Genomic DNA, 18,032 nt, shown 5'->3' with positions numbered 1-18,032 from the left:
TGCGCGTCTCAGCCCTCCTGGGCGGTCGGGCGCTGAGGGTCGAGCCGCTGCCCGTCGGCGGCCTCGCCGGTCCGGGTCTCGGTGCGCCGGCCCCGGGCCAGGTAGTCGCGCAGGACCAGCTCGACGGCGTCCTGCGGGTTCCGGGTGCCGGAGAGCATCATCACGTCGATGGCGAGGTTGGCGTCGAGCGTGACGGTGATCTGGGCCATGGAGACTCCTTCTCGGGTGCGGAGCAGCAGGATGCCCGCTGCGCGCCGGTTTGACCATGACCCGGACCGCCGCGGGCGTGCGCCGCGGGCCCGGTGTGCGGGCAGGCCGAAGCCCCCGGGGAGGAGCGACCAGACTCTCCCCGGGGGCTTCGGCGTACCGGTGCGCGCCCGGTGGGTGGTGTCAGACCCGGCCGGCGAAGTCCGGCGCCCAGTTGGCGATGGTCTGCTCCCGCACGCCCGCGCTCGGGTTGGCGGCCTCGACGTACTTGCCGTCGCCGACGTACAGCGCGACGTGGTAGACGCCGGAGTCCTGGCCGTTGTTGGACCAGAACAGCAGGTCGCCCGGCTTGAGGGCGTCCAGCGACACGTGGGTGCTGGCGGAGGCCTGGTCGGCGGCGACGCGCGGGACGGAGACGCCCGCGGCGCGCAGCGCGGCCTGGGTCAGGCCGGAGCAGTCCCAGCCGCCGTTGCCGGTGCCGCCGTAGACGTACGCCTGGCCGACCTTCGACTCGGCGAAGGCGACCGCGGCGGCCATGCTGCCGGTGGCGGCCTGGGCGGGCGCCGGGGTCTGCGCCTGGGCGGCGGGCTTGGCGGCCTGGGTCTGCGCGGCCGGCTTGGCGGCGGTGGAGCCCTGGCCGGAGCCGCGGTTGAACCAGTCGAACTGCTGGTCCGACTTCTGGTCGGCGGTGCCCTGGGCGCGGTCGCCGAGGTGCAGGTGCTGGCCCGGGTAGATGACGTCGGCGCCCTGGGTCAGGACGTCGCGGTTGAGCTCGTAGAGCTTCTCCCAGCCGCCCTGGACGTGCTGCTTGTCGGCGATCGCGGAGAGCCAGTCGCCCTCGACGACGGTGTAGTCGGCCCGGGACCGGTCCTTGTCCTGCCAGTTCTGGGACCAGGTGGCCTTGGCGGAGTCGGCGGACGGGGCCTGAGCGGCCTTCGGCGCGGCCTGGGCGGGCGCCTGGGCGGCGGGCTTGGCGGCCGGGGCCGGAGCCGCGGCAGGGGCCTGCGCAGCGGGCTTGGTGGTGGTGGTGTCCACGGCGGCCGGGGCGCCGCCCTTGGTCAGGCCGGCCTGGACCGAGCAGACCGGCCAGGCGCCGGGGCCCTGGACCGCGAGCACCTTCTCGGCGATCGCGATCTGCTGGTCCTTGGTGGCGAGGTCGGCGCGGGCCGCGAACGCGGTGCCGCCGAACTCGGCCCAGGTGCTGTTGGTGAACTGCAGGCCGCCGTAGAAGCCGTTGCCGGTGTTGATGCTCCAGTTGCCGCTGCTCTCGCACTGGGCGACCTTGTCCCAGGTGGCGACCGTGGCGGCGGAGGCGGTGGTGGTGGTCAGGCAGGGGATGGTGAGGCCGATGCCCGCGACTCCGAGCGCGGCGATGGCGCGGCGGGTACGGCCGGACAGGCGGGTGCCGTTGGTGGGCAGCATGAAGATGCGGTCCTCTCCCACGCCTGCGAGGTGAGCTGTCGGATTCGGGCTGGAGTTGCCCGGCCGCGCTGTGGACGCGGCTTCACCCCTAGCCCAGAACCGGTACGCGGACCGGTCCGGGGCGACTTACCTGTGGTTCCCCCGCTCCTGCCGTGGTGCGTTCTGCGCTGCCAGCGCACCCGACGGCAGGACTCGGCGTTGCGGATGAGCTGGGTCCGTGTGGCCACGAACGGGGAGCACGTTAAGCAGACTCCCGTTCAAACCGCAAACATGTGTGAGACCCGTCACGGTTTACGAATGGAAGGCCGTGGGGCTGTCCGTCATGATCAGAAATGACCGATTTCGCGCAACGCCCTTGAGGGCGGCCGCACCTGCCTGCGCCTCAGGAGGCCGGAGTCGGCGCGGTCGTCCGGGGAGAAGGCTGCGCGGCGACGGCCGCGGGTGAGGACTGTCCGGCCGGGCGGGGTCGCAGGGCGCATCGCCGGGCAAAGCATGGCAGACCGGACATTACACCTGAACAAGGCCGAACTCCCGTAAGACACCGCACAATGCCGCACTGGCCCGCCGTCGGAGCGGTCCTCGCGGTGGTCGTGGGAGTCAGGGCGTCGCCGTCGCCGATCCCGCGCCGCTCGCCGGGCAGCCCGACGTGCCCGCGGCCGACCCGGGCAGCCCGCCGTCGACCAGGGCGACAGGGGCGGGAGGGCACGGCGCGGTCCGGAGCGCCGGCAAGGGGCGCTCGGCACCGACACGGGCGTCGCCTCCCTGCCGGTCGAGCCGGGCGGCGAACGGGCCGTCACCACGGTGGGCCCGCCGGACGATGACGGCCTCTCCGCCCGCTGCGGCCGGCCGCCGTGCGGTCCCGTCAGCGGATCCACCGTCACCCCGGAGGCGGCCCTCTCGTACGCCCGCCCCGGGGTCCGCGACGGCGCCGGCGCGACCCGACGCGCGGACGTCCGGGTCGGGACGGCACCAAGGGCCGCGCCCGCGACGGGCGGTGGGGTGTGGGGACGCGTGAAGGGGCCCGGAACGCAGGCGTTCCGGGCCCCTTCGGACGGTCTGTGCGGGTGGTCCGCTACTGGGCGGCGTGCCGCCCGCCGCCGGACTCGCCGGCAGCCTCCTCGGCGGCCTCCTCGGCCTGCGCCGAGGGGTCGACGGCCGGCAGCACGGCCAGGTAGGTGGAGGCGATCAGCTGGCCCACGGCCGGGTACGCGCCCAGCGGCGCGGCCGACGGGCAGCCGCTCTCCTCGGCGGCGGTGGCGAGCAGCTCGGAGTCGGCCTCCGGGCCGATCACCAGCGGGGCCAGCGCCGGGTTCTGGGAGCCCATCTCCTTGAGGTGGGCGACGGCGTCGGCCACCGAGCCGGGCACGTCGAGCGCGGCGGCGACGACCGGCACGGCCAGCCGGGCGGCCAGCAGCATGCCGGTGATGCCGGCGGCGTCGGCCGCGTCCTGGCCGCCGACGGTGGTGAGTACGACGCCGTCCGCGGCCGTGGCGATGGCGAACAGGCGGGCGCGGTCGGCCCGGGCCAGCCCGGCCTCGGAGAGGCGGACGTGGACGGCCTCGGCCAGCAGCGGGTGCGGGCCCAGCGCGTCGGTCACCAGGGCGCCGTACTCGGCGGCGAGCTCGTGGAGCCCGGCCAGGAAGCCGTGCGGTCCGGGGACCAGCGGCACCACGACCGGCGCGGGCAGGCCGGCCTCGGCGGCGTGCGCGAGCAGTTCGGCGACGGTGTGCTCGTCGCCGGCGGAACCGCCCTCGCTCCCGTCGCCCGGGAGGTAGCCGGCCGCGGTCTGCACGCCGTTCTGTTCACTGCGGACGATCGAGAGCAGCTCCTCGACGACGGAGCGGGACTCGGGCCCGGCGGGCGCGGGCACCGCGAGCACCAGGGCCGGGGATCCGGCCGGGATCTCGGGGCGCTCGGGGCGGCGGTGGCGCCCCCGCGCACGGGAGCCTGGGGTGCGGACGGGCAGTGGCGCGCCCGGGATGGCTGCGGTGCTCATGGCGGAGATCGTAGGACATCGGGCCGCCGGGCCTTAAGTCGGCTACCGAACCGGACCGGGCGGCTTGCCCGAAATCCGGACAAATTCCGCCAAAACTCCTTGTGGCCGGAACACCTTCTTCTACGCGTCGAACAGACTAGCGCGTTGCACCCGTCCCGCGTGAGATGTCTCACAGGTCGGGAGGCGTCTGACGGAGCGTCACTAAGGTGCGACTCCGGGCGTTCGAAGATCAACATTCAGCGGGGAGTCGCCTACGGGCCGTTATCGCCGCCCTGCCGGTTCGGTCGGCTTTGTCCGCTTGCGTACCGTCAGGTGTCCGAGTGGTGAAGACTTGCGGTTTGGCGGCGAACGACCCGTGCACCTGCAACGTCCCGTGCTGATGCACGTGCACTGGAGCTATCATCACGTCAAGTGAGGCGTTGTGCCGGGCCGGTACGGGGCCGGCCCCTTTCGTTCGGCTGAGGGCCGGGGCGCCGAGCTGGACGATCACTCCGGAGCTCTTCGGGAGATTTCTATGCACGACAAGTACGACACGGGCGGCCCGTACAACGGGATGGCGGCTGCGGACCTGAAGGACGTGGTCTGGCAGAAGAGCCTGCACAGCAACTCTCAGGGCAACTGCGTCGAGTTCGCCGCCCTCCCGGGGGGCGAGGTGGCGATGCGCAACTCGCGCTTCCCGGACGGTCCTGCGCTGATCTACACCCGGGCCGAGATCGCGGCGCTGCTGCTGGGGGCCAAGGACGGGGAGTTCGACCACCTGGCGGTCTGACCGGCCGCCGTCTTCGCCATCGGGGGGCCGTCGTGGGTGCTGACACCACGACGGCCTTTACTGTCTCGTCCGCGGCCTGACGCCGCGTGCGCGGCCCTGCGGCCCGCCGCCGTGCGTGCGCGGCCCCGCCGGGGCCACCGGTGCCCGCTGCCCGAGGGTCGCCGGTCCGCCGCCGTCGCGGTGCCGCTGTGCCGTGGTCGCCCGGGTGGCGTGGTGTGCTCCGGGTGCCGTTCCTGCCGTTCCTGCCGCCCCTGGCCGGGCCTGCTGCCCGTGGGTCAGGCCGAGCGTCGGTGCCGGCCGCCGAGTCCGGGAGCCGCCTCCGCCGTTCCCGCGGCGCCCGCCGCCTCGAACAGGGCCCAGACCACCTTGCCGCTGCCCAGCGGGTGCCAGCCCCAGGAGTGGCTGAACGAGTCCACCAGGTGCAGCCCGCGCCCCGACTCGGCGACGAAGTCCGCCTCCCGCGCCACCGGCCCGGTGCTGCTGGGGTCGCTGACCGCGCAGACCACCTGCGGGGCGCGGTGCACCAGACTTATTCGGATCGGCAGCCGTGCATCGGGTGACGGCTGGGTGGGAAAGTCGTAGTCGTCGAGCGTGCCGCCCGCCGGACCCGGGCGCGCGCCGATGGCGTGCCGCAGGGCGTTGGTCACCAACTCCGAGGCCACCAGCGCGACGTCGTCGAACAGCTCGCCCAGCCCCCAGCGCTGGAGAGCGGTTCTGGCGAAGTCGCGCGCGGTTCTGACGGCTTCGTAGCGAGGGGCGAGCGTACAGGTGACCACATGGGGATCGACTGCCAAGGCCGTACCCGTGCTCATGAAGAGCTCCTCCCATAAGGGGGCGGACACGGCTGGACCCGCCGGGGTCATGCCGGTCACCTCCGACTCGCTCGGCCGCACGGCCGCCCCCTCGACCAGGCGCGCGCGCACACGAACGCCCGGTGGCGCGGGGGCGCTGCCGGGCTGGTGCACGGAGTCGCGCGTGGGGTCGACGCGGAGCCCGCGGGATTGCCAGGGATGTGCAGGTGCACGTGCACCATGGTCCTCTGCGCTCACTGCAGATGCAAGAGTCGATTCACGTGCAGTCGTTCAAATGGCATATGCAAACGCCGAATGCACGTGCATCCTGGTGTGCGGGGTGCAGAACTGATAGGAACATCCGTCAGTATCGGCACCGTGAGCGCTCAACTGATGGCAGACTGTGCGCTGTTTGCCCTAGGTGGAGGTTTCGACCGCATGACCACAGTTCAGCCGGGCGGCGGCTCGATGGTCCGCCGGATCCTCCTCGGCTCCCAGTTGCGCAGGCTGCGCGAGGCGCGCGGCATCACGCGCGAGGACGCGGGCTACGCGATCCGCGCCTCCGAGTCCAAGATCAGCCGTATGGAGCTCGGCCGCGTCAGCTTCAAGGAGCGCGACGTCGCCGACCTGCTCAGCCTCTACGGCGTGGACGACGGCGTCGAGCGCGAGGCGCTCCTCGGCCTGGTCCGCGAGGCCAACAAGTCCGGCTGGTGGCACAGCTTCAACGACGTGCTGCCGGGCTGGTTCCAGACCTACGTCGGCCTGGAGGAGGCCGCCGCACTGATCCGCACCTACGAAGTGCAGTTCATCCCCGGCCTGCTGCAGTCCGAGGAGTACGCGCGGGCGGTTTTCGGCCAGAGTCGGCCGGTGATCAGCGAGGAGGAGGTCGAGCGCCGGGTCAGCCTGCGGCTGCGCCGGCAGAAGCTGCTCAGCGAGGGCAACAGCCCCCGGCTCTGGGCCGTCATCGACGAGGCCGCGCTGCGCCGCCCGGTCGGCGGGCCCGAGGTGATGCGCGGTCAGGTGCAGTACCTGATCGACGCCGCCGAGGAGTCCAACGTGGTCATCCAGGTGATGCCGTTCCGGTTCGGCGCGCACGCCGGGGAGTCCGGGGCCTTCACCATCCTGCGGTTCCCCGAGCAGGACCTCGCCGACGTCGTCTACCTGGAGCAGCTCACCAGCGCGCTCTACCTCGACAAGCGGGACGACGTCGACGCGTACATCCAGGTCATGGAACGGCTCTGCGTGGACAGCCTGACGCCCGAGCGCACCATCGACCTGCTGGCGTCGATCCTCAAGGAGCGCTGACACCGCCGCCGCCGGAACGCCGCCGGCCGCCGGCCCCCGTGCTCAGCCGCGGGCCGGCGGCCGTTCGCGTTCCGGCGGGAGCGGCTGCGGCGGCCGGCCCAGCCGCCAGTCCAGGTCGTAGCGGCGGAACAGGTCGGCCCGGATCGGGGCCAGCGGCAGCTCGGCCCCCGGCAGCAGCACGCCGATGCAACCGCCCATCAGCGCGCTGCGCAGCACCGCGTGCTCGGCGGCCGGGTCCGGTGCGCCCCAGTCGCGCAGCAGTTCCTGGAGGATCGCGCCGAGCTGCCGCTGCTCCGGGTCCTGCACGAACGCGCCGGTGTCCGGGTCCAGGATCAGCGCCAGGTGTGAGCGCATCACCCGCGGGTGGTCCATCGCCAGCCCCAGCACCGTGTCGATCGCCCGGGCCAGCCGGTCCTCCGGCGAGGCCTCCGGTGCGAGCTCGCCCAGCGCCTCCGAGAGCGCCTGGTGCATCATCCGGTGGGTGGCCGACTGCATCAGCAGCCGTTTGCCGTCGAAGTAGTAGGAGAGCAGCCCGCGGGCGAGTCCGGCCCGCTCGGCGATGTCGGTGAGGGTGGTGCCGGCGTAACCGTGCTGGTCGACCAGTTCGACGGTGGCTCGCATGATGCGCCGGCGGGAGCGTTGGCGCATCTCCTCATTGACCGAATCCCCGCGAGGTGCCATCGTGTCTGCTCCGTACATCCGTTGGCTCCCGGCCAATATACTGACGGGGCGAGCGGCCGGACCGGGAAGAGCCCGCGCGCGGCGGGCGGAGCAGGGCCGGTTTGTACGGAGACGCCGGCTCCACCAACACGGGGGTTTGGTGGAGCCGGCGCCCGCCCGGGGACGAGGGGTCGGTCCCGGGACCGGTCAGCGCTTGGTCAGGATCTCGCCCCGCCGATCGGCCAGGTCGACTGACGGATAATCATAGTCCGCTACGGCCACGGGAGTTGCCTTCTTCCTCCGGTCGAGCACGGCACCCACCGCGGCGACCGCGAAGCCGAGCAGTGCGACCGCGGTGACCAGGACCAGGGCCGGCCGGTAGCCGTCCAGCTGGGCCGTGGGGCTCTCGCCGCCGCCGCTGCCGGCGGTGATCACCGCCGTGACCACGGCCAGCACGATCGCGCTGCCGACCTGGAAGGCCGTGTTGACCAGGCCCGACGCCAGCCCCTGCTCCTCGTCGGCGACGCCGTCGGTGGCCGCGATGTTCACGGACGGGAACGCGAGCGCGAAGCCGATCCCGAGCAGGACCATGCTGGGGAGCATCAGCTCCGGGTACGAGCTGTGCTCGTCCAGCCGCAGGAAGACGGTGTAGCCGAGCACCAGCGCCAGCACGCCGATCGGCAGCAGCCGCCCGGTGCCGAAGCGGTCCACGATCGCCCCCATCCGGGTCGCCGAGAGGGCGACCAGGGCGCCGGCCGGCAGCAGGCCGAGGGCCATCTCCAGGGCCGACCAGCCGAGCAGCCGCTGCAGGTAGAGCGTGACGATGAACTGGAAGCCCGCGTACGAGCCGAAGATCGTGAACGCGATCAGGTTGGCCCGGGCGACCGCGCCGTTGCGGAAGATCCCGAGCCGGACCAGCGGGTGCGCGGTGCGGCTCTCGGTGACCAGGAACGCGGCGGCCAGCGCGGCCACCACGGCCAGCGAGCCGAGGGTGCGCAGGCTCGCCCAGCCGGCGCCCTGCGCCTCGGTGACGGTGAAGACCAGCAGCAGGACGGCGGCCGTGCCGGTGATCGCGCCCAGGACGTCGTACCCGCCCTTGGCCCGGTCCTCGGCGGGGCGGGGGAGGATCCGGACGGCGAAGACCAGGGCCAGCAGGGCGACCGGGACCGGCATCAGGAAGGTCCAGCGCCAGCCGACCGAGGTGAGCAGGCCGCTGAGCACCAGGCCGAGCGAGAAGCCGCTGGCGCCGCAGGTGGTGTAGATCGACAGGGCGCGGTTGCGGGCCGGGCCCTCGGCGAAGGTGGTCGTGATGATCGACAGGCCGGCCGGCGCGGTGAACGCCGCGGCGACGCCCTTGAGGAAGCGGGCGGCGATCAGCAGGCCGCCGTCGTCGACCAGGCCGCCGAACAGGGAGGCGGCGGCGAAGACGGCGAGGGCGGCCAGGAAGACCCGGCGGCGGCCGAGCAGGTCGGCGGCGCGACCGCCGAGCAGCAGGAGGCCGCCGTAGCCGAGGACGTAGCCGGAGACCACCCACTGCAGGGCGGAGGTGGAGAGGTGGAGCTCGGAGCCGATGGACGGCAGGGCGACGCCCACCATCGAGGTGTCCAGGGCGTCCAGGAACATCGCGGCGCAGAGCACGATCAGCGTGCCCCAGAGGCGGGGAGTCCAGTGCAGCCCGCCGGTTGATGAACCGTCAGTCGGATTGGTGGTCGCGGTGGTCATGGGGAGGACACTACATGCACGTGCAACCAATGCAAGCGAATTAGATGTGGACACATAAGGTTCATGTGCACGTGCTACCGTGGCGCCGTGGCTGAACTCGACTCCGACGCGGATGCGGCGCTGGTCGCGTCCTGGCGCGACCTGCTGGCCCGGCATGCCGCCACCGCCTGCCTGCTCGACCGGGAGCTGGGTGAGAAGCACGGGCTCGGCATGAGCGAGTTCGAGGTGCTGGAACGCCTGGTCGAGGAGCGGAACGCCGACCACTCCCACACCCTGCGGGTGCAGGAGCTGGCCGACACCGTGCACCTGAGCCAGAGCGCGCTCTCCCGGCTGATCGGCCGCCTGGAGAAGGCCGGCCTGGTCACCCGCACGATGTGCCCGAACGACCGCCGCGGCATCCAGGTCGCCCTGACCGAGGAGGGCTGCCGCCGCTACACCGAGGCCCGCCCGCTGCAGCGCGAGGTGCTCGCACTGACCCTCGGCAGCCCGCTGGAGGGCGGCTGCGCCGGATCGCGCTGAGGCCCGGCCGGATCCGGCCCCGCCCGGGGCGCTCAGAACGGGGGCGCTCAGGGCGGGGGGTGCTCAGAGCGGGGGCGCTCAGAACAGGGCTGCTCAGAGCGGGGGCGCTCAGAACAGGGTCGAGAGCCCCGGTGCCGCGGCCAGCAGGACGGCGGCGGCCGGGGCGGCCAGCGCCCCCACGGTGAGCCGCAGCCGGTGCGTCACGGGCAGCCGCGGCCGCCCGGCGAGCAGCCGGTCCACCCGCTTCGGCGACTGCGCCTGACCGGGCGGGCAGGAGCCGAACACCCCGCTGCCCAGGTTGAGTTCGGCCAGCGCCAGGGCGGTGGTGTGCCGCCCGTGCCGGCGCGCCGCCCGGTCGTCCGCGGCCAGCTCCACCAACTCGCCCACCTGGTCCCGGAAGGCGCTGAACACGCCGACCCCGGGGAAGCCCGAGGCGAGCGCCTGGGAGCACTGCGACAGCCAGTGGTGCCGGGCCCGGACGTGCCCGCGCTCATGGCTCAGCACGGCGGCCAGTTCGCGGTCGGTCAGCTGCTGCAGGGCGCCGGTGGTGACCACCAGGCGGGAGTTGTGCCCCGGCAGCGACCACGCCTCCGGGCGGACGTTCTCCAGCACCACCAGCCGCTCCCGGCGGCTCCGCAGGCTGTCGATGGACTCCGGCAACTCGGGTGCCCGGCTCGCCAGTTGGGCGTGCCGCCGGTCGCGCAGCGCCTTCGCCGAGCGGACCTCGCGGGTCAGCGCCAGCACGGTCTGCAGCCCGCCCGCCGCCAGGACCGCCGCGCACAGCCGCCCCCAGCCCTCCGCGTCCTGCAGCCCGTACGCGGCCTCCACGCCGTGCGGCGCGCCCGAGAACAGCGCCGTCCGCAGCTCCGGCAGGGCGGCCGACGCGGCCAGGACCAGGCTCAGTGCGCAGCACAGCAGCACGGCCACCACCAGGCACTGCCAGACCAGCAGGGCCAGCACGGGTTCACGCTCGACCCAGCGGGCCCGGGCCAGCAGCCGGGGCGCCACGGTCGAGAGCAGCAGTCCGAGCAGCAGCAGGCCGAGCAGGGCCGTCATGGCATGGGCTCCCCGAGTACGCACGGAACGCGGCAGCGCGCTCCCTGCCAACCTAAGCGGTGGCGGCGTCCGGTGGAACGGCTTTCGGCCACTTTCGGGCAGCCAGTGACCAACGCCACGCACCGGGTGAAACCGGCCCGCTTCACATCGTCAGCAGCATGGCGAACATGCCGATGCCCATCGACAGCCGGCAGGCCCGCGGCAGCCCCGCGGTGGCCGTCGGCAGACCGGCGGCGCCCTGGGCGGCGGTGGCCGGGGCGCCCAGCAGCCGGACCCCCGCCCAGAGCGAGTAGCCGCCGAAGTAGAACAGCAGCGCACCGGTCAGCAGCGGCGTTCCCGCGCCGGCCGGATGGTGGTGGCCGTGCCCGGAGCCGGCGCCCATCGCCAGCGCCATGTAGGTCATGGTGAGCCCGCCGACCGCGTGGTGCAGCCGGTGCGCCCGGCGGGCCGGACCGCCGGCCGCGGCCAGCAGGAAGGCCACCGCCGGGGCGCCGAACAGCCAGGCCCAGACGGCGGCCGGCACGGTGCTCCCGGAGACGGCCATCGCCGCCATCCCGAACCCCATCAACGCCTCGGCGGCGTCCGACTCGTAGGCGTGCCGGGAGGCCGCGGCCGGGCGGTCCGCGGCGTGGGCGGTGCAGGGGGAGCGGCGCAGCCGGGCGAGGCAGTGGCCGCCGGCGGCCGCGGTGAGGGCGGCCAGCAGCCAGCTGAGCAGGACTGGTCCGTGCAACGGCGGCCTCCCGGGCGGCGCGGACGGGCGTACCGTCCACGATCACCGCTCGGGGCCGCACGCAGCAGGGCGCGCACGGGGGCGCACGGTGGTGCCCACCGGAGTGAATCCCTCCGGTGGGCACCAGCGCATTGGTTTTGGGGAGATCGGGGGCTGCGGCGGCACAGCCCCGGGGTCTCCCCGGTGCTCCCGGGCTACGGGGTGAGCCGCCCGGAGGCGGCCACCCGGCTCAGGAAGTGCCGGGTCCGCTCGTGCTGCGGATCGCCGAACACCCGTTCCGGCGGGCCCTGTTCGAGCACCACGCCGGCGTCCAGGAAGCAGACCTGGTCGGCCACCTCCCGGGCGAAGCCCATCTCGTGGGTGGAGACGACCATCGTCATGCCCTGCTCCTTGAGGTCCCGCACCACCGCGAGCACCTCGCCCACCAGCACCGGGTCCAGCGCCGCGGTGATCTCGTCGAGCAGCAGCAGCCGCGGCCCGGTCGCCAGCGCCCGGGCGATCGCGACGCGCTGCTGCTGGCCGCCGGAGAGCCGGTCCGGGTACTCCTTCGCCTTCGCCGCCAGGCCGAGCCGCTCCAGCAGTGCCACCGCCTTCGCCTCGGCCTCGGCCCGCGGGACGCCGTGCACCCGGCGCGGGGCGAGCGTGATGTTCTCCAGCACCGTCATGTGCGGGAACAGGTTGTACGACTGGAACACCACGCCGATCCGGCGCCGGACGGCGTCCTCGTCGGTGCGCGGGTCGGTGATCTCCTCGCCGTCCAGGTAGACCGCGCCGTCGTCGATCCGCTCCAGCAGGTTGGCGCACCGCAGCAGCGTGGACTTGCCGGAGCCGGAGGCCCCGATCAGCGCCGTCACCGAGTGCTCGGGCACCGCGAGGCCGACGTCGCGCAGCACCACCTGGCCGCCGAAGGTCTTGCGCACCGACTCGAGCCGCAGCACGGCGGGCCGGTCCGCCGCCCCGCCGGCCGGCCCGGTGGTGACCGCTCCGGTGGTCGTCACACCGCACCTCCCTGGTGCTGACGCCGGTTCATCCGCCGGGTCAGCCAGTCGGTGAACCGGGTGAGCGGGACGGTCAGCACGATGAACACCAGCGCCGCCACCACGTACGGGGTGAAGTTGAACGACCGGCCGGTGATGATCTTCGCCGCGTACACCGCGTCGATCACCCCGCCGATCGACACCAGGCCGGTGTCCTTCTGCAGGCTGACCAGGTTGTTCAGCAGCGGCGGCACCACCCGGCGGACCGCCTGCGGCAGCACCACGTACCGCATCGCCTGGGCGTTGCTCAGCCCCAGCGAACGGGCCGCCGCCCGCTGGCTCGGGTGCACCGAGTCGATGCCCGCCCGGAACACCTCGGAGACGTACGCCGAGTACGTCAGCACCAGCGCGGCGCCGCCGAGCAGCAGCGGGTCGGTGGTCACGCCGGTCAGCCGCAGCGCCGGCACGCCGGTGATCATGGCCAGCAGGCAGACGATCATCGGCACGCCGAGGAAGAAGTCCACGTACGCCGTGGCCAGCAGCCGCACCGGCAGGAACACCGGACCGCGCAGCGTCCGCAGCACCGCCAGCAGCAGGCCGAGGACCAGGATCAGCGCCCCGCAGCCGAGCATCAGCTCCAGGTTGATCCGCAGCCCCTTCAGCACCTCGGGCAGCGCCTGGCGGGCGTACCCGGCGTTGAAGAACGTCCGCCGGGTCGTCTCCCAGCCGGGGGAGCCGACCACCACCAGGATCAGCGCCACCGCCGTCACCAGGGTCGACACCGCGGCGATCAGCGCCGAGCGGCGGGCCCGGCGGCGACGGTACGCCTCGTGTGCCAGCCGGCGTTCGGACGGGCGGTAGCCGTCGTCCGGCCCGTCCTTGCGCAGCACGGTGCCCGCGGCCGGGTCCGTGCTCACCGCGGGGGCCGAGCTCATCGCCGGGTCCGCACTCATCGCCGGGTCCGCACTCATCGCGGGGTCGCTCACTTCAGCACCGGCGCGGCGACGGCGTCGGACAGCCACTGCTTCTCCAGCCGCGCCAGCGTGCCGTCGGCCCGCAGCTCGTCCACCGCCCGGCTGACGCACCCGGTGAGCCGGGACCCCTTGTCCAGCACCAGCCCGAACTGCTCGCCCTGCGCCGCGCCCTCGAACTGGCCCACCACCTGGGCGTCCGTCACCTCCGCACCGGTGATGTAGAACGCCGTCGGCAGGTCCACCACCAGCGCCTCGATCTGGCCGTTCTTCAGCGCCGCCTTCGCCAGGTCGTTGGAGTCGAAGACGGCCGGCTGCGCGGCCGGCCTGATCGTGCCGGTGACCACGTCCAGGCTGGTGGTGCCGACCTGGGCGCCCAGCTTGGCGCCCTTCAGGTCGGCGATGCTCCTGGCGGAGGCCGCCTTGGAGCCCTTCAGCGCGATCACCGCCTGCCGCACGTCGTAGTAGCCGGAGGAGAAGTCCACCGCCTGCCGGCGCTCGGCGCTGATCGAGACCTGGTTGACGTCGAAGTCGAAGTCCTTGGCTCCCGGGGCGGTGGCCTTGCCGAACGGCGTGACCACCCAGGTCACCTTCTCCTTCGGGTACCCCAGCCTCTCGGCCACCGCGTACGCCACCGCCGACTCGAAGCCCTTCCCGTTCCCCGGCTCGTCCTCGGAGAACCACGGGTCGTACGCCGGCTTGTCGGTGCCCACGGTCAGCGTCCCCGTCGTCCGGGTGGCCAGCGCACCCGGCGCGCAGCCGCCGGCCGTCCCCGGCGCGCTCGCACCGGCGTCGGAGGCGCCGTCCTGCGGGGCGCAGGCGGTCAGCGCGGCGGCGGCGACCAGCAGGGCGGTGAACGGCTTGCGCAGAGAGGTCATGAAGGGGCTCCTGGAGGCAGGGACCGGGCAGGGCGGAGAGGGAGAAAACGCGCGGGCGTCGGCCGGGCCGGCGGGGCCGCACCCAGGCGGGTCACTTCCCCCCGGTGGCGGCGCCGGAACACAGGCGGCATGGTCGGCGTACGGGGCCGCATCCGCGGCACCCCCGAGCCGGATCAGCGACAGCGGCAGCAGGGGCCGCACGCACAACCGCAGACGTGACAACACGAGGGCGCCCGGAGCAGGTCGATGGGGCGCCGGGCCACCAGGTTCACCGCCGGGAGCATGGCGGGAGGTTCGCATCCCCACGGTGCGCCTGTCCAGAAGATCCGCACGCCGTTCCACATGCCGGACATCCCGCCCCCGGCACGGCCGTTGGGCCGCCGTTCACCGGCCGTTGTCCTGTCGTCGGCCCTGATCACGGGAGATCTGTCGGCAGGCCCCCCCTTGAACAGGAGAACCTTTCGTACTTATGGTGGTCCCGTTGAAAACCCTCCTGTCGAAGTGAGTCCCCGATGCAGAATCTTTCGCCAAAGCTCGCTGAGGCGGCCGACGCTCCGGTCTCCGACCTCGCCGGCCACCCGGCCTGGCTGCGCCTGAAGGAAGCCGTCGAGGCCCTGCGCCCGCTCCAGTCCAAGGACGGCTCGATCGACCTCGCCGCCGTGCAGCGGCACACGGTCGACCCGCTGGTCGCCACCGTCCGCGGTGCCGTCGAGGAGCTCGCCCCGCTGTTCCCGCACGACGCCGAGTACCTCACCGCCGTCGACGTCGACCTGGCCAAGTGGGCGGACACCGGCTACCGGGAGCCAGACTTCCTGGACTCGCTGCTCGCCTTCCAGCCCGCCGACCAGCGCGAGGACGGCCTCGAGCACCTGGTCGTCTTCCCGATGTACACCCAGAACGGCAACCCGGACCGCAACCTGGAAGCCGTCCTGCTGAAGGTCGTCTGGCCGGACTGGCTGGCCGAGCTGGAGCGCACCCGCTTCGACAACCCGATGTTCGTGCCGATCACCTTCACCGACTTCACGGCCGGCTACGACACCAACTCCGCCGTCCTCTTCCCCGAGACCGTGGCCGTGCGCAAGGCGCCGGAACGTTTCACCTGGGGCGGCATCTTCTGCGACCGCGAGGCCGCCCGCTTCCGCGCCGTCAGCACCAGCGCCGTCCAGCAGCTCGGCCTGGAGATCCCGGCCGACGCCGAGGGCCTGCTGCAGGACCAGCACCGCGCGCAGGAGACCTTCGTGCTGTGGGACCTCGTGCACGACCGCACCCACAGCCACGGCGACCTGCCGTTCGACCCCTTCATGATCAAGCAGCGCAGCCCGTTCTGGATGTACGGCCTGGAGGAGCTCCGCTGTGACCTCACGACCTTCAAGGAGGCCGTGAAGCTGGAGTCCGAGGGCAACAAGCACGCCCGCGACGTCCAGTACGCGATCCTGTTCGACCGGATCTTCCGCTTCCCGGTCAGCGGTGACCGCGTGCGCAACTACGACGGCCTCGGCGGCCAGCTGCTCTTCGCCTACCTGCACAAGCACGACGCGCTGCGCTGGCGCGACAACCGCCTCAGCATCGACTGGGAGCGGGCCCCGCAGGTCACCAACGCGCTCTGCGGCGAGATCGAGACCCTCTACCGGGACGGCATCGACCGCCCGAAGGCGGCCCACTGGATCGCCGCCTACGAGCTGGTCTCCCGCTACCTCACCCCGCACCCCGCCTCCACCTGGGCCAAGGGCCCCGAGGCGCTGCCGCTCGACATCACCGACGGCAAGGCCCTCAACAAGGCCCTCTGCGACGCGGTGCTGCCGGACGAGTTCCCGCTGAGCATGTTCTTCGAGGCCCTCAACAAGAAGCTGAGCGGCGTCATCGCCTCCACCACCGGCATCACCGGTAACGGCATCCAGGGAGTCGCCGCGTGACCAGCACCACCGACAAGTCGCTCACCGGCAAGGTCATCGCCGTCGCCGGAGCGAGCGGCCCGGCCGGCCAGGCCGTCATGCGCCGCCTCGCGGCCGACGGCGCCACGGTGATCGGCGCCGACATCGACCCGCAGCGCCTCGACAAGGCGCTCGACAGCGTGCGGGCCGCCGTCCCCGGTGCCCGGGTCAGCGGGCAGGTCATCGACCTGCTCGACCCGCAGGAGGTGCACGACTGGGCCGACCACCTGGAGGCCGAGCACGGCCACGTCGACGGCCTGTTCCACCTGGTCGGCGGCTGGCGCGGCAGCAAGACCTTCTTCGACTCCCGGATCGACGACTGGGACTTCCTGCACGACACCGTCGTCCGGACCCTCCAGCACACCTCGCTGGCCTTCCAGCCGGCCCTGGTCCGCAGCGAGTCCGGCCGCTACGCCATGGTCTCCGCCGCGGCCGCGCACAAGCCGACCGCCGGCGGCGCCGCCTACGCGGCCGCCAAGGCCGCCACCGAGGCGTGGACGCTCGCCATGGCGGACTCCTTCAAGAAGGAGACCACCGCCGAGGACGGCGAGCCCACCGCCGCAGCTGCGATCCTGGTGATCAAGGCGTTGGTCAGTCCCGAGATGCGGGCCGAGAAGCCGGACGCGAAGTTCGCCGGCTTCACGGACACCGCCGACCTCGCCGCATCCCTGGCGGGCCTCTGGGACCGCCCCGCAGCAGAACTGAACGGACAGCACCTGTGGCTGACAGCCCGATGACCGACCCCACCACCTCCGGCACCTCCGGCACGGACGCGGTACGGCGGCACGACCCCGCCGTCCGCGGCTTCGCCAGCGACAACTACGCCGGCGTGCACCCGGAGGTCCTCGCCGCGATAGCCCTGGCCAACGGCGGTCACCAGGTCGCGTACGGCGAGGACGACTACACCACCCACCTGCAGGACGTCTTCCGCCGCCACTTCGGCGAGAAGGCCGAGGCGTACCCCGTCTTCAACGGCACCGGCGCCAACGTCGTCGCCCTGCAGGCCCTGCTGCCCCGCTGGGGCGCGGTGATCGCCGCCGAGACCGCCCACATCAACGTGGACGAGGGCGGCGCCCCCGAGAAGATGGGCGGCATCAAGCTGCTCACCGTCCCCACCCCGGACGGCAAGCTCACCCCCGAGCTCATCGACCAGCAGGCCTGGGGCTTCGGCGACGAGCACCGCGCGCAGCCGCTCGCGGTCTCGATCACCCAGAGCACCGAGCTCGGCACCCTCTACACCGTCGAGGAGATCCGGGCCATCACCGAGCACGCCCACCAGCACGGCATGCTCGTGCACGTGGACGGCTCGCGCCTGGCCAACGCCGCGGCCTCGCTCGGCGTGCCGCTGCGCGCCTTCACGACGGAGGTCGGCGTCGACGTGCTGTCGTACGGCGGCACGAAGAACGGTCTGCTCTTCGGCGAGGTCGTGGTGGTGCTGAACCCCGAGCGGGTCCGCAACATCAAGTACCTGCGCAAGACCTCGATGCAGCTGGCGTCGAAGATGCGCTTCGTCTCGGTCCAGTTCGAGGCGCTGCTCGCCGGTGACCTCTACCTGCGCAACGCCGGCCACGCCAACGCCATGGCCAGCCGGCTGGAAGCGGCGGTCCGCGACATCGACGGCGTGACGATCGTCCGCCCGGTGCAGGCGAACGCGGTCTTCGCGATTCTTCCGCGCGAGGTCAGCGAGCGACTGCAGAAGCGTTACCGCTTCTACTTCTGGAACGAGCACACCGGTGAGGTCCGCTGGATGTGTTCGTTCGACACCACGGAGGCGGACATCGACGCCTTCGCGGCCGCCATCGCGGAGGAGATGGGACGCGCCTGACGCGTGCCTGAACCACGGATCGTCCCGTCCTGCTCCGGCAGGGCGGGACGATTTGCATGGGGCGGGCCGATCCCCGTACAGTTCCGGAGTCGCCGCGAGAGAGCGGGGACAAGCGGAAAGCAAATCCGATGGGAATGAAGCTCCGGAAAACGGGGCGGAAAACATCTGATAAGCTGGAAACACGAAAGAACGAAGCGCCCGGAGGGCCCGCTGGAAGGCGGTCCGAAGGAAGTGTCCGTTCCTTGAGAACTCAACAGCGTGCCAAAAGTCAAC

The 18,032-nt window shown here is 72.7% G+C and carries 17 protein-coding genes and 1 riboswitch; of the genes, 6 read left to right on the top strand and 11 right to left on the bottom strand.

Translation table 11 applies throughout. From position 1 onward, the window contains the following. Positions 1-8: 8 nt before the first annotated feature. The 3 genes from ABZ885_RS10475 to ABZ885_RS10465 all read right to left on the bottom strand — a co-directional run bounded on the left by ABZ885_RS10475 (position 9) and on the right by ABZ885_RS10465 (position 3,625). Positions 9-209 (bottom strand): hypothetical protein, encoded by a 201-nt coding sequence (locus tag ABZ885_RS10475; RefSeq protein ID WP_360186041.1) that lies wholly within the window; start codon positions 207-209, stop codon positions 9-11. 181 nt (positions 210-390) lie between these two features. Continuing rightward, complete coding sequence (locus tag ABZ885_RS10470; protein ID WP_360186038.1) at positions 391-1,650, bottom strand: transglycosylase family protein; 1,260 nt, start codon at positions 1,648-1,650, stop codon at positions 391-393. Next, a riboswitch (cyclic di-AMP (ydaO/yuaA leader) is annotated at positions 1,637-1,837 on the bottom strand. (Overlaps the previous gene by 14 nt.) 864 nt (positions 1,838-2,701) lie before the next feature. Then, positions 2,702-3,625 carry a hypothetical protein gene (locus tag ABZ885_RS10465; RefSeq protein ID WP_360186035.1) on the bottom strand — a complete coding sequence of 308 codons (924 nt, stop codon included), beginning with the start codon at positions 3,623-3,625 and terminating at the stop codon, positions 2,702-2,704. Positions 3,626-4,139: 514 nt separating this feature from the next. Here ABZ885_RS10465 and ABZ885_RS10460 point away from each other — a divergent pair. Next, positions 4,140-4,394, top strand: a complete 255-nt coding sequence (locus ABZ885_RS10460) for a DUF397 domain-containing protein (protein ID WP_360186032.1) — start codon at positions 4,140-4,142, stop codon at positions 4,392-4,394. A 275-nt stretch (positions 4,395-4,669) separates the two neighbouring features. Here ABZ885_RS10460 and ABZ885_RS10455 read toward each other — a convergent pair whose 3' ends face one another. Beyond that, entirely contained in the window at positions 4,670-5,206 is a 537-nt protein-coding gene (locus ABZ885_RS10455; protein ID WP_360186029.1) for an ATP-binding protein, read from the bottom strand. A 417-nt stretch (positions 5,207-5,623) separates the two neighbouring features. Here ABZ885_RS10455 and ABZ885_RS10450 point away from each other — a divergent pair, with 417 nt between their 5' ends. Then, entirely contained in the window at positions 5,624-6,490 is an 867-nt protein-coding gene (locus ABZ885_RS10450) for a helix-turn-helix transcriptional regulator (RefSeq protein WP_360186026.1), read from the top strand. 42 nt (positions 6,491-6,532) lie between these two features. On the opposite strand, the gene ABZ885_RS10445 is transcribed toward ABZ885_RS10450, so the two are convergent. Then, entirely contained in the window at positions 6,533-7,138 is a 606-nt protein-coding gene (locus ABZ885_RS10445) for a TetR family transcriptional regulator (protein ID WP_360186023.1), read from the bottom strand. Between the two features lie 219 nt (positions 7,139-7,357). Further along, positions 7,358-8,872, bottom strand: coding sequence for an MFS transporter (locus ABZ885_RS10440; protein WP_360186020.1), 1,515 nt, complete (start codon positions 8,870-8,872; stop codon positions 7,358-7,360). Positions 8,873-8,959: 87 nt separating this feature from the next. On the opposite strand from ABZ885_RS10440, the gene ABZ885_RS10435 reads away from it, so the two are divergent. Beyond that, positions 8,960-9,391, top strand: a complete 432-nt coding sequence (locus tag ABZ885_RS10435) for a MarR family transcriptional regulator (RefSeq protein ID WP_360186017.1) — start codon at positions 8,960-8,962, stop codon at positions 9,389-9,391. Positions 9,392-9,499: 108 nt separating this feature from the next. Here the strand turns inward: ABZ885_RS10435 and ABZ885_RS10430 are convergent, their stop codons facing one another. The 5 genes from ABZ885_RS10430 to ABZ885_RS10410 all read right to left on the bottom strand — a co-directional run bounded on the left by ABZ885_RS10430 (position 9,500) and on the right by ABZ885_RS10410 (position 14,003). After that, positions 9,500-10,447 carry a M56 family metallopeptidase gene (locus ABZ885_RS10430; RefSeq protein ID WP_360186014.1) on the bottom strand — a complete coding sequence of 316 codons (948 nt, stop codon included), beginning with the start codon at positions 10,445-10,447 and terminating at the stop codon, positions 9,500-9,502. Between the two features lie 142 nt (positions 10,448-10,589). After that, the gene (locus ABZ885_RS10425; protein WP_360186011.1) at positions 10,590-11,177 is read right to left on the bottom strand and encodes a DUF5134 domain-containing protein; all 588 of its coding nucleotides are present in this window, start codon (positions 11,175-11,177) and stop codon (positions 10,590-10,592) included. Between the two features lie 194 nt (positions 11,178-11,371). Next, positions 11,372-12,175, bottom strand: coding sequence for an amino acid ABC transporter ATP-binding protein (locus ABZ885_RS10420; protein WP_360186008.1), 804 nt, complete (start codon positions 12,173-12,175; stop codon positions 11,372-11,374). Then, complete coding sequence (locus tag ABZ885_RS10415) at positions 12,172-13,107, bottom strand: amino acid ABC transporter permease (RefSeq protein WP_360186005.1); 936 nt, start codon at positions 13,105-13,107, stop codon at positions 12,172-12,174. Before ABZ885_RS10415 ends, ABZ885_RS10420 begins: the two co-directional genes overlap by 4 nt. A 29-nt stretch (positions 13,108-13,136) precedes the next feature. Continuing rightward, complete coding sequence (locus ABZ885_RS10410; protein ID WP_360186003.1) at positions 13,137-14,003, bottom strand: ABC transporter substrate-binding protein; 867 nt, start codon at positions 14,001-14,003, stop codon at positions 13,137-13,139. 512 nt (positions 14,004-14,515) lie between these two features. Between ABZ885_RS10410 and ABZ885_RS10405 the strand changes: the two genes are divergently transcribed. The 3 genes from ABZ885_RS10405 to ABZ885_RS10395 are packed head-to-tail and all read left to right on the top strand — an operon-like array spanning position 14,516 to position 17,759. Then, positions 14,516-15,916, top strand: a complete 1,401-nt coding sequence (locus tag ABZ885_RS10405) for a DUF6421 family protein (protein WP_360186000.1) — start codon at positions 14,516-14,518, stop codon at positions 15,914-15,916. Continuing rightward, positions 15,913-16,671 carry an SDR family NAD(P)-dependent oxidoreductase gene (locus ABZ885_RS10400; RefSeq protein ID WP_360185998.1) on the top strand — a complete coding sequence of 253 codons (759 nt, stop codon included), beginning with the start codon at positions 15,913-15,915 and terminating at the stop codon, positions 16,669-16,671. The genes ABZ885_RS10405 and ABZ885_RS10400 overlap by 4 nt, the downstream gene beginning before the upstream one ends. Next, positions 16,668-17,759, top strand: coding sequence for a low specificity L-threonine aldolase (locus ABZ885_RS10395; protein ID WP_360186078.1), 1,092 nt, complete (start codon positions 16,668-16,670; stop codon positions 17,757-17,759). The genes ABZ885_RS10400 and ABZ885_RS10395 overlap by 4 nt, the downstream gene beginning before the upstream one ends. Positions 17,760-18,032 lie beyond the last annotated feature (273 nt).

It is taken from the genome of Kitasatospora sp. NPDC047058 (assembly GCF_040643935.1).
GTDB lineage: Bacteria > Actinomycetota > Actinomycetes > Streptomycetales > Streptomycetaceae > Kitasatospora.
Note: the sequence above shows the minus strand (reverse complement) of the source record. Positions and strands in the feature narration are given on the sequence as shown.

Bases quoted from the DNA above. Each gene is read 5' to 3' on its own strand.
- ABZ885_RS10440 (WP_360186020.1), bottom strand. From the start codon at position 8,872: ATGACCACCGCGACCACCAATCCGACTGACGGTTCATCAACCGGCGGG.
- ABZ885_RS10410 (WP_360186003.1), bottom strand. From the start codon at position 14,003: ATGACCTCTCTGCGCAAGCCGTTCACCGCCCTGCTGGTCGCCGCCGCC.
- ABZ885_RS10395 (WP_360186078.1), top strand. From the start codon at position 16,668: ATGACCGACCCCACCACCTCCGGCACCTCCGGCACGGACGCGGTACGG.
- ABZ885_RS10465 (WP_360186035.1), bottom strand. From the start codon at position 3,625: ATGAGCACCGCAGCCATCCCGGGCGCGCCACTGCCCGTCCGCACCCCA.
- ABZ885_RS10455 (WP_360186029.1), bottom strand. From the start codon at position 5,206: ATGAGCACGGGTACGGCCTTGGCAGTCGATCCCCATGTGGTCACCTGT.
- ABZ885_RS10445 (WP_360186023.1), bottom strand. From the start codon at position 7,138: ATGCGCCAACGCTCCCGCCGGCGCATCATGCGAGCCACCGTCGAACTG.
- ABZ885_RS10460 (WP_360186032.1), top strand. From the start codon at position 4,140: ATGCACGACAAGTACGACACGGGCGGCCCGTACAACGGGATGGCGGCT.
- ABZ885_RS10475 (WP_360186041.1), bottom strand. From the start codon at position 209: ATGGCCCAGATCACCGTCACGCTCGACGCCAACCTCGCCATCGACGTG.
- ABZ885_RS10430 (WP_360186014.1), bottom strand. From the start codon at position 10,447: ATGACGGCCCTGCTCGGCCTGCTGCTGCTCGGACTGCTGCTCTCGACC.
- ABZ885_RS10405 (WP_360186000.1), top strand. From the start codon at position 14,516: ATGCAGAATCTTTCGCCAAAGCTCGCTGAGGCGGCCGACGCTCCGGTC.
- ABZ885_RS10450 (WP_360186026.1), top strand. From the start codon at position 5,624: ATGACCACAGTTCAGCCGGGCGGCGGCTCGATGGTCCGCCGGATCCTC.
- ABZ885_RS10415 (WP_360186005.1), bottom strand. From the start codon at position 13,107: ATGAGTGCGGACCCGGCGATGAGCTCGGCCCCCGCGGTGAGCACGGAC.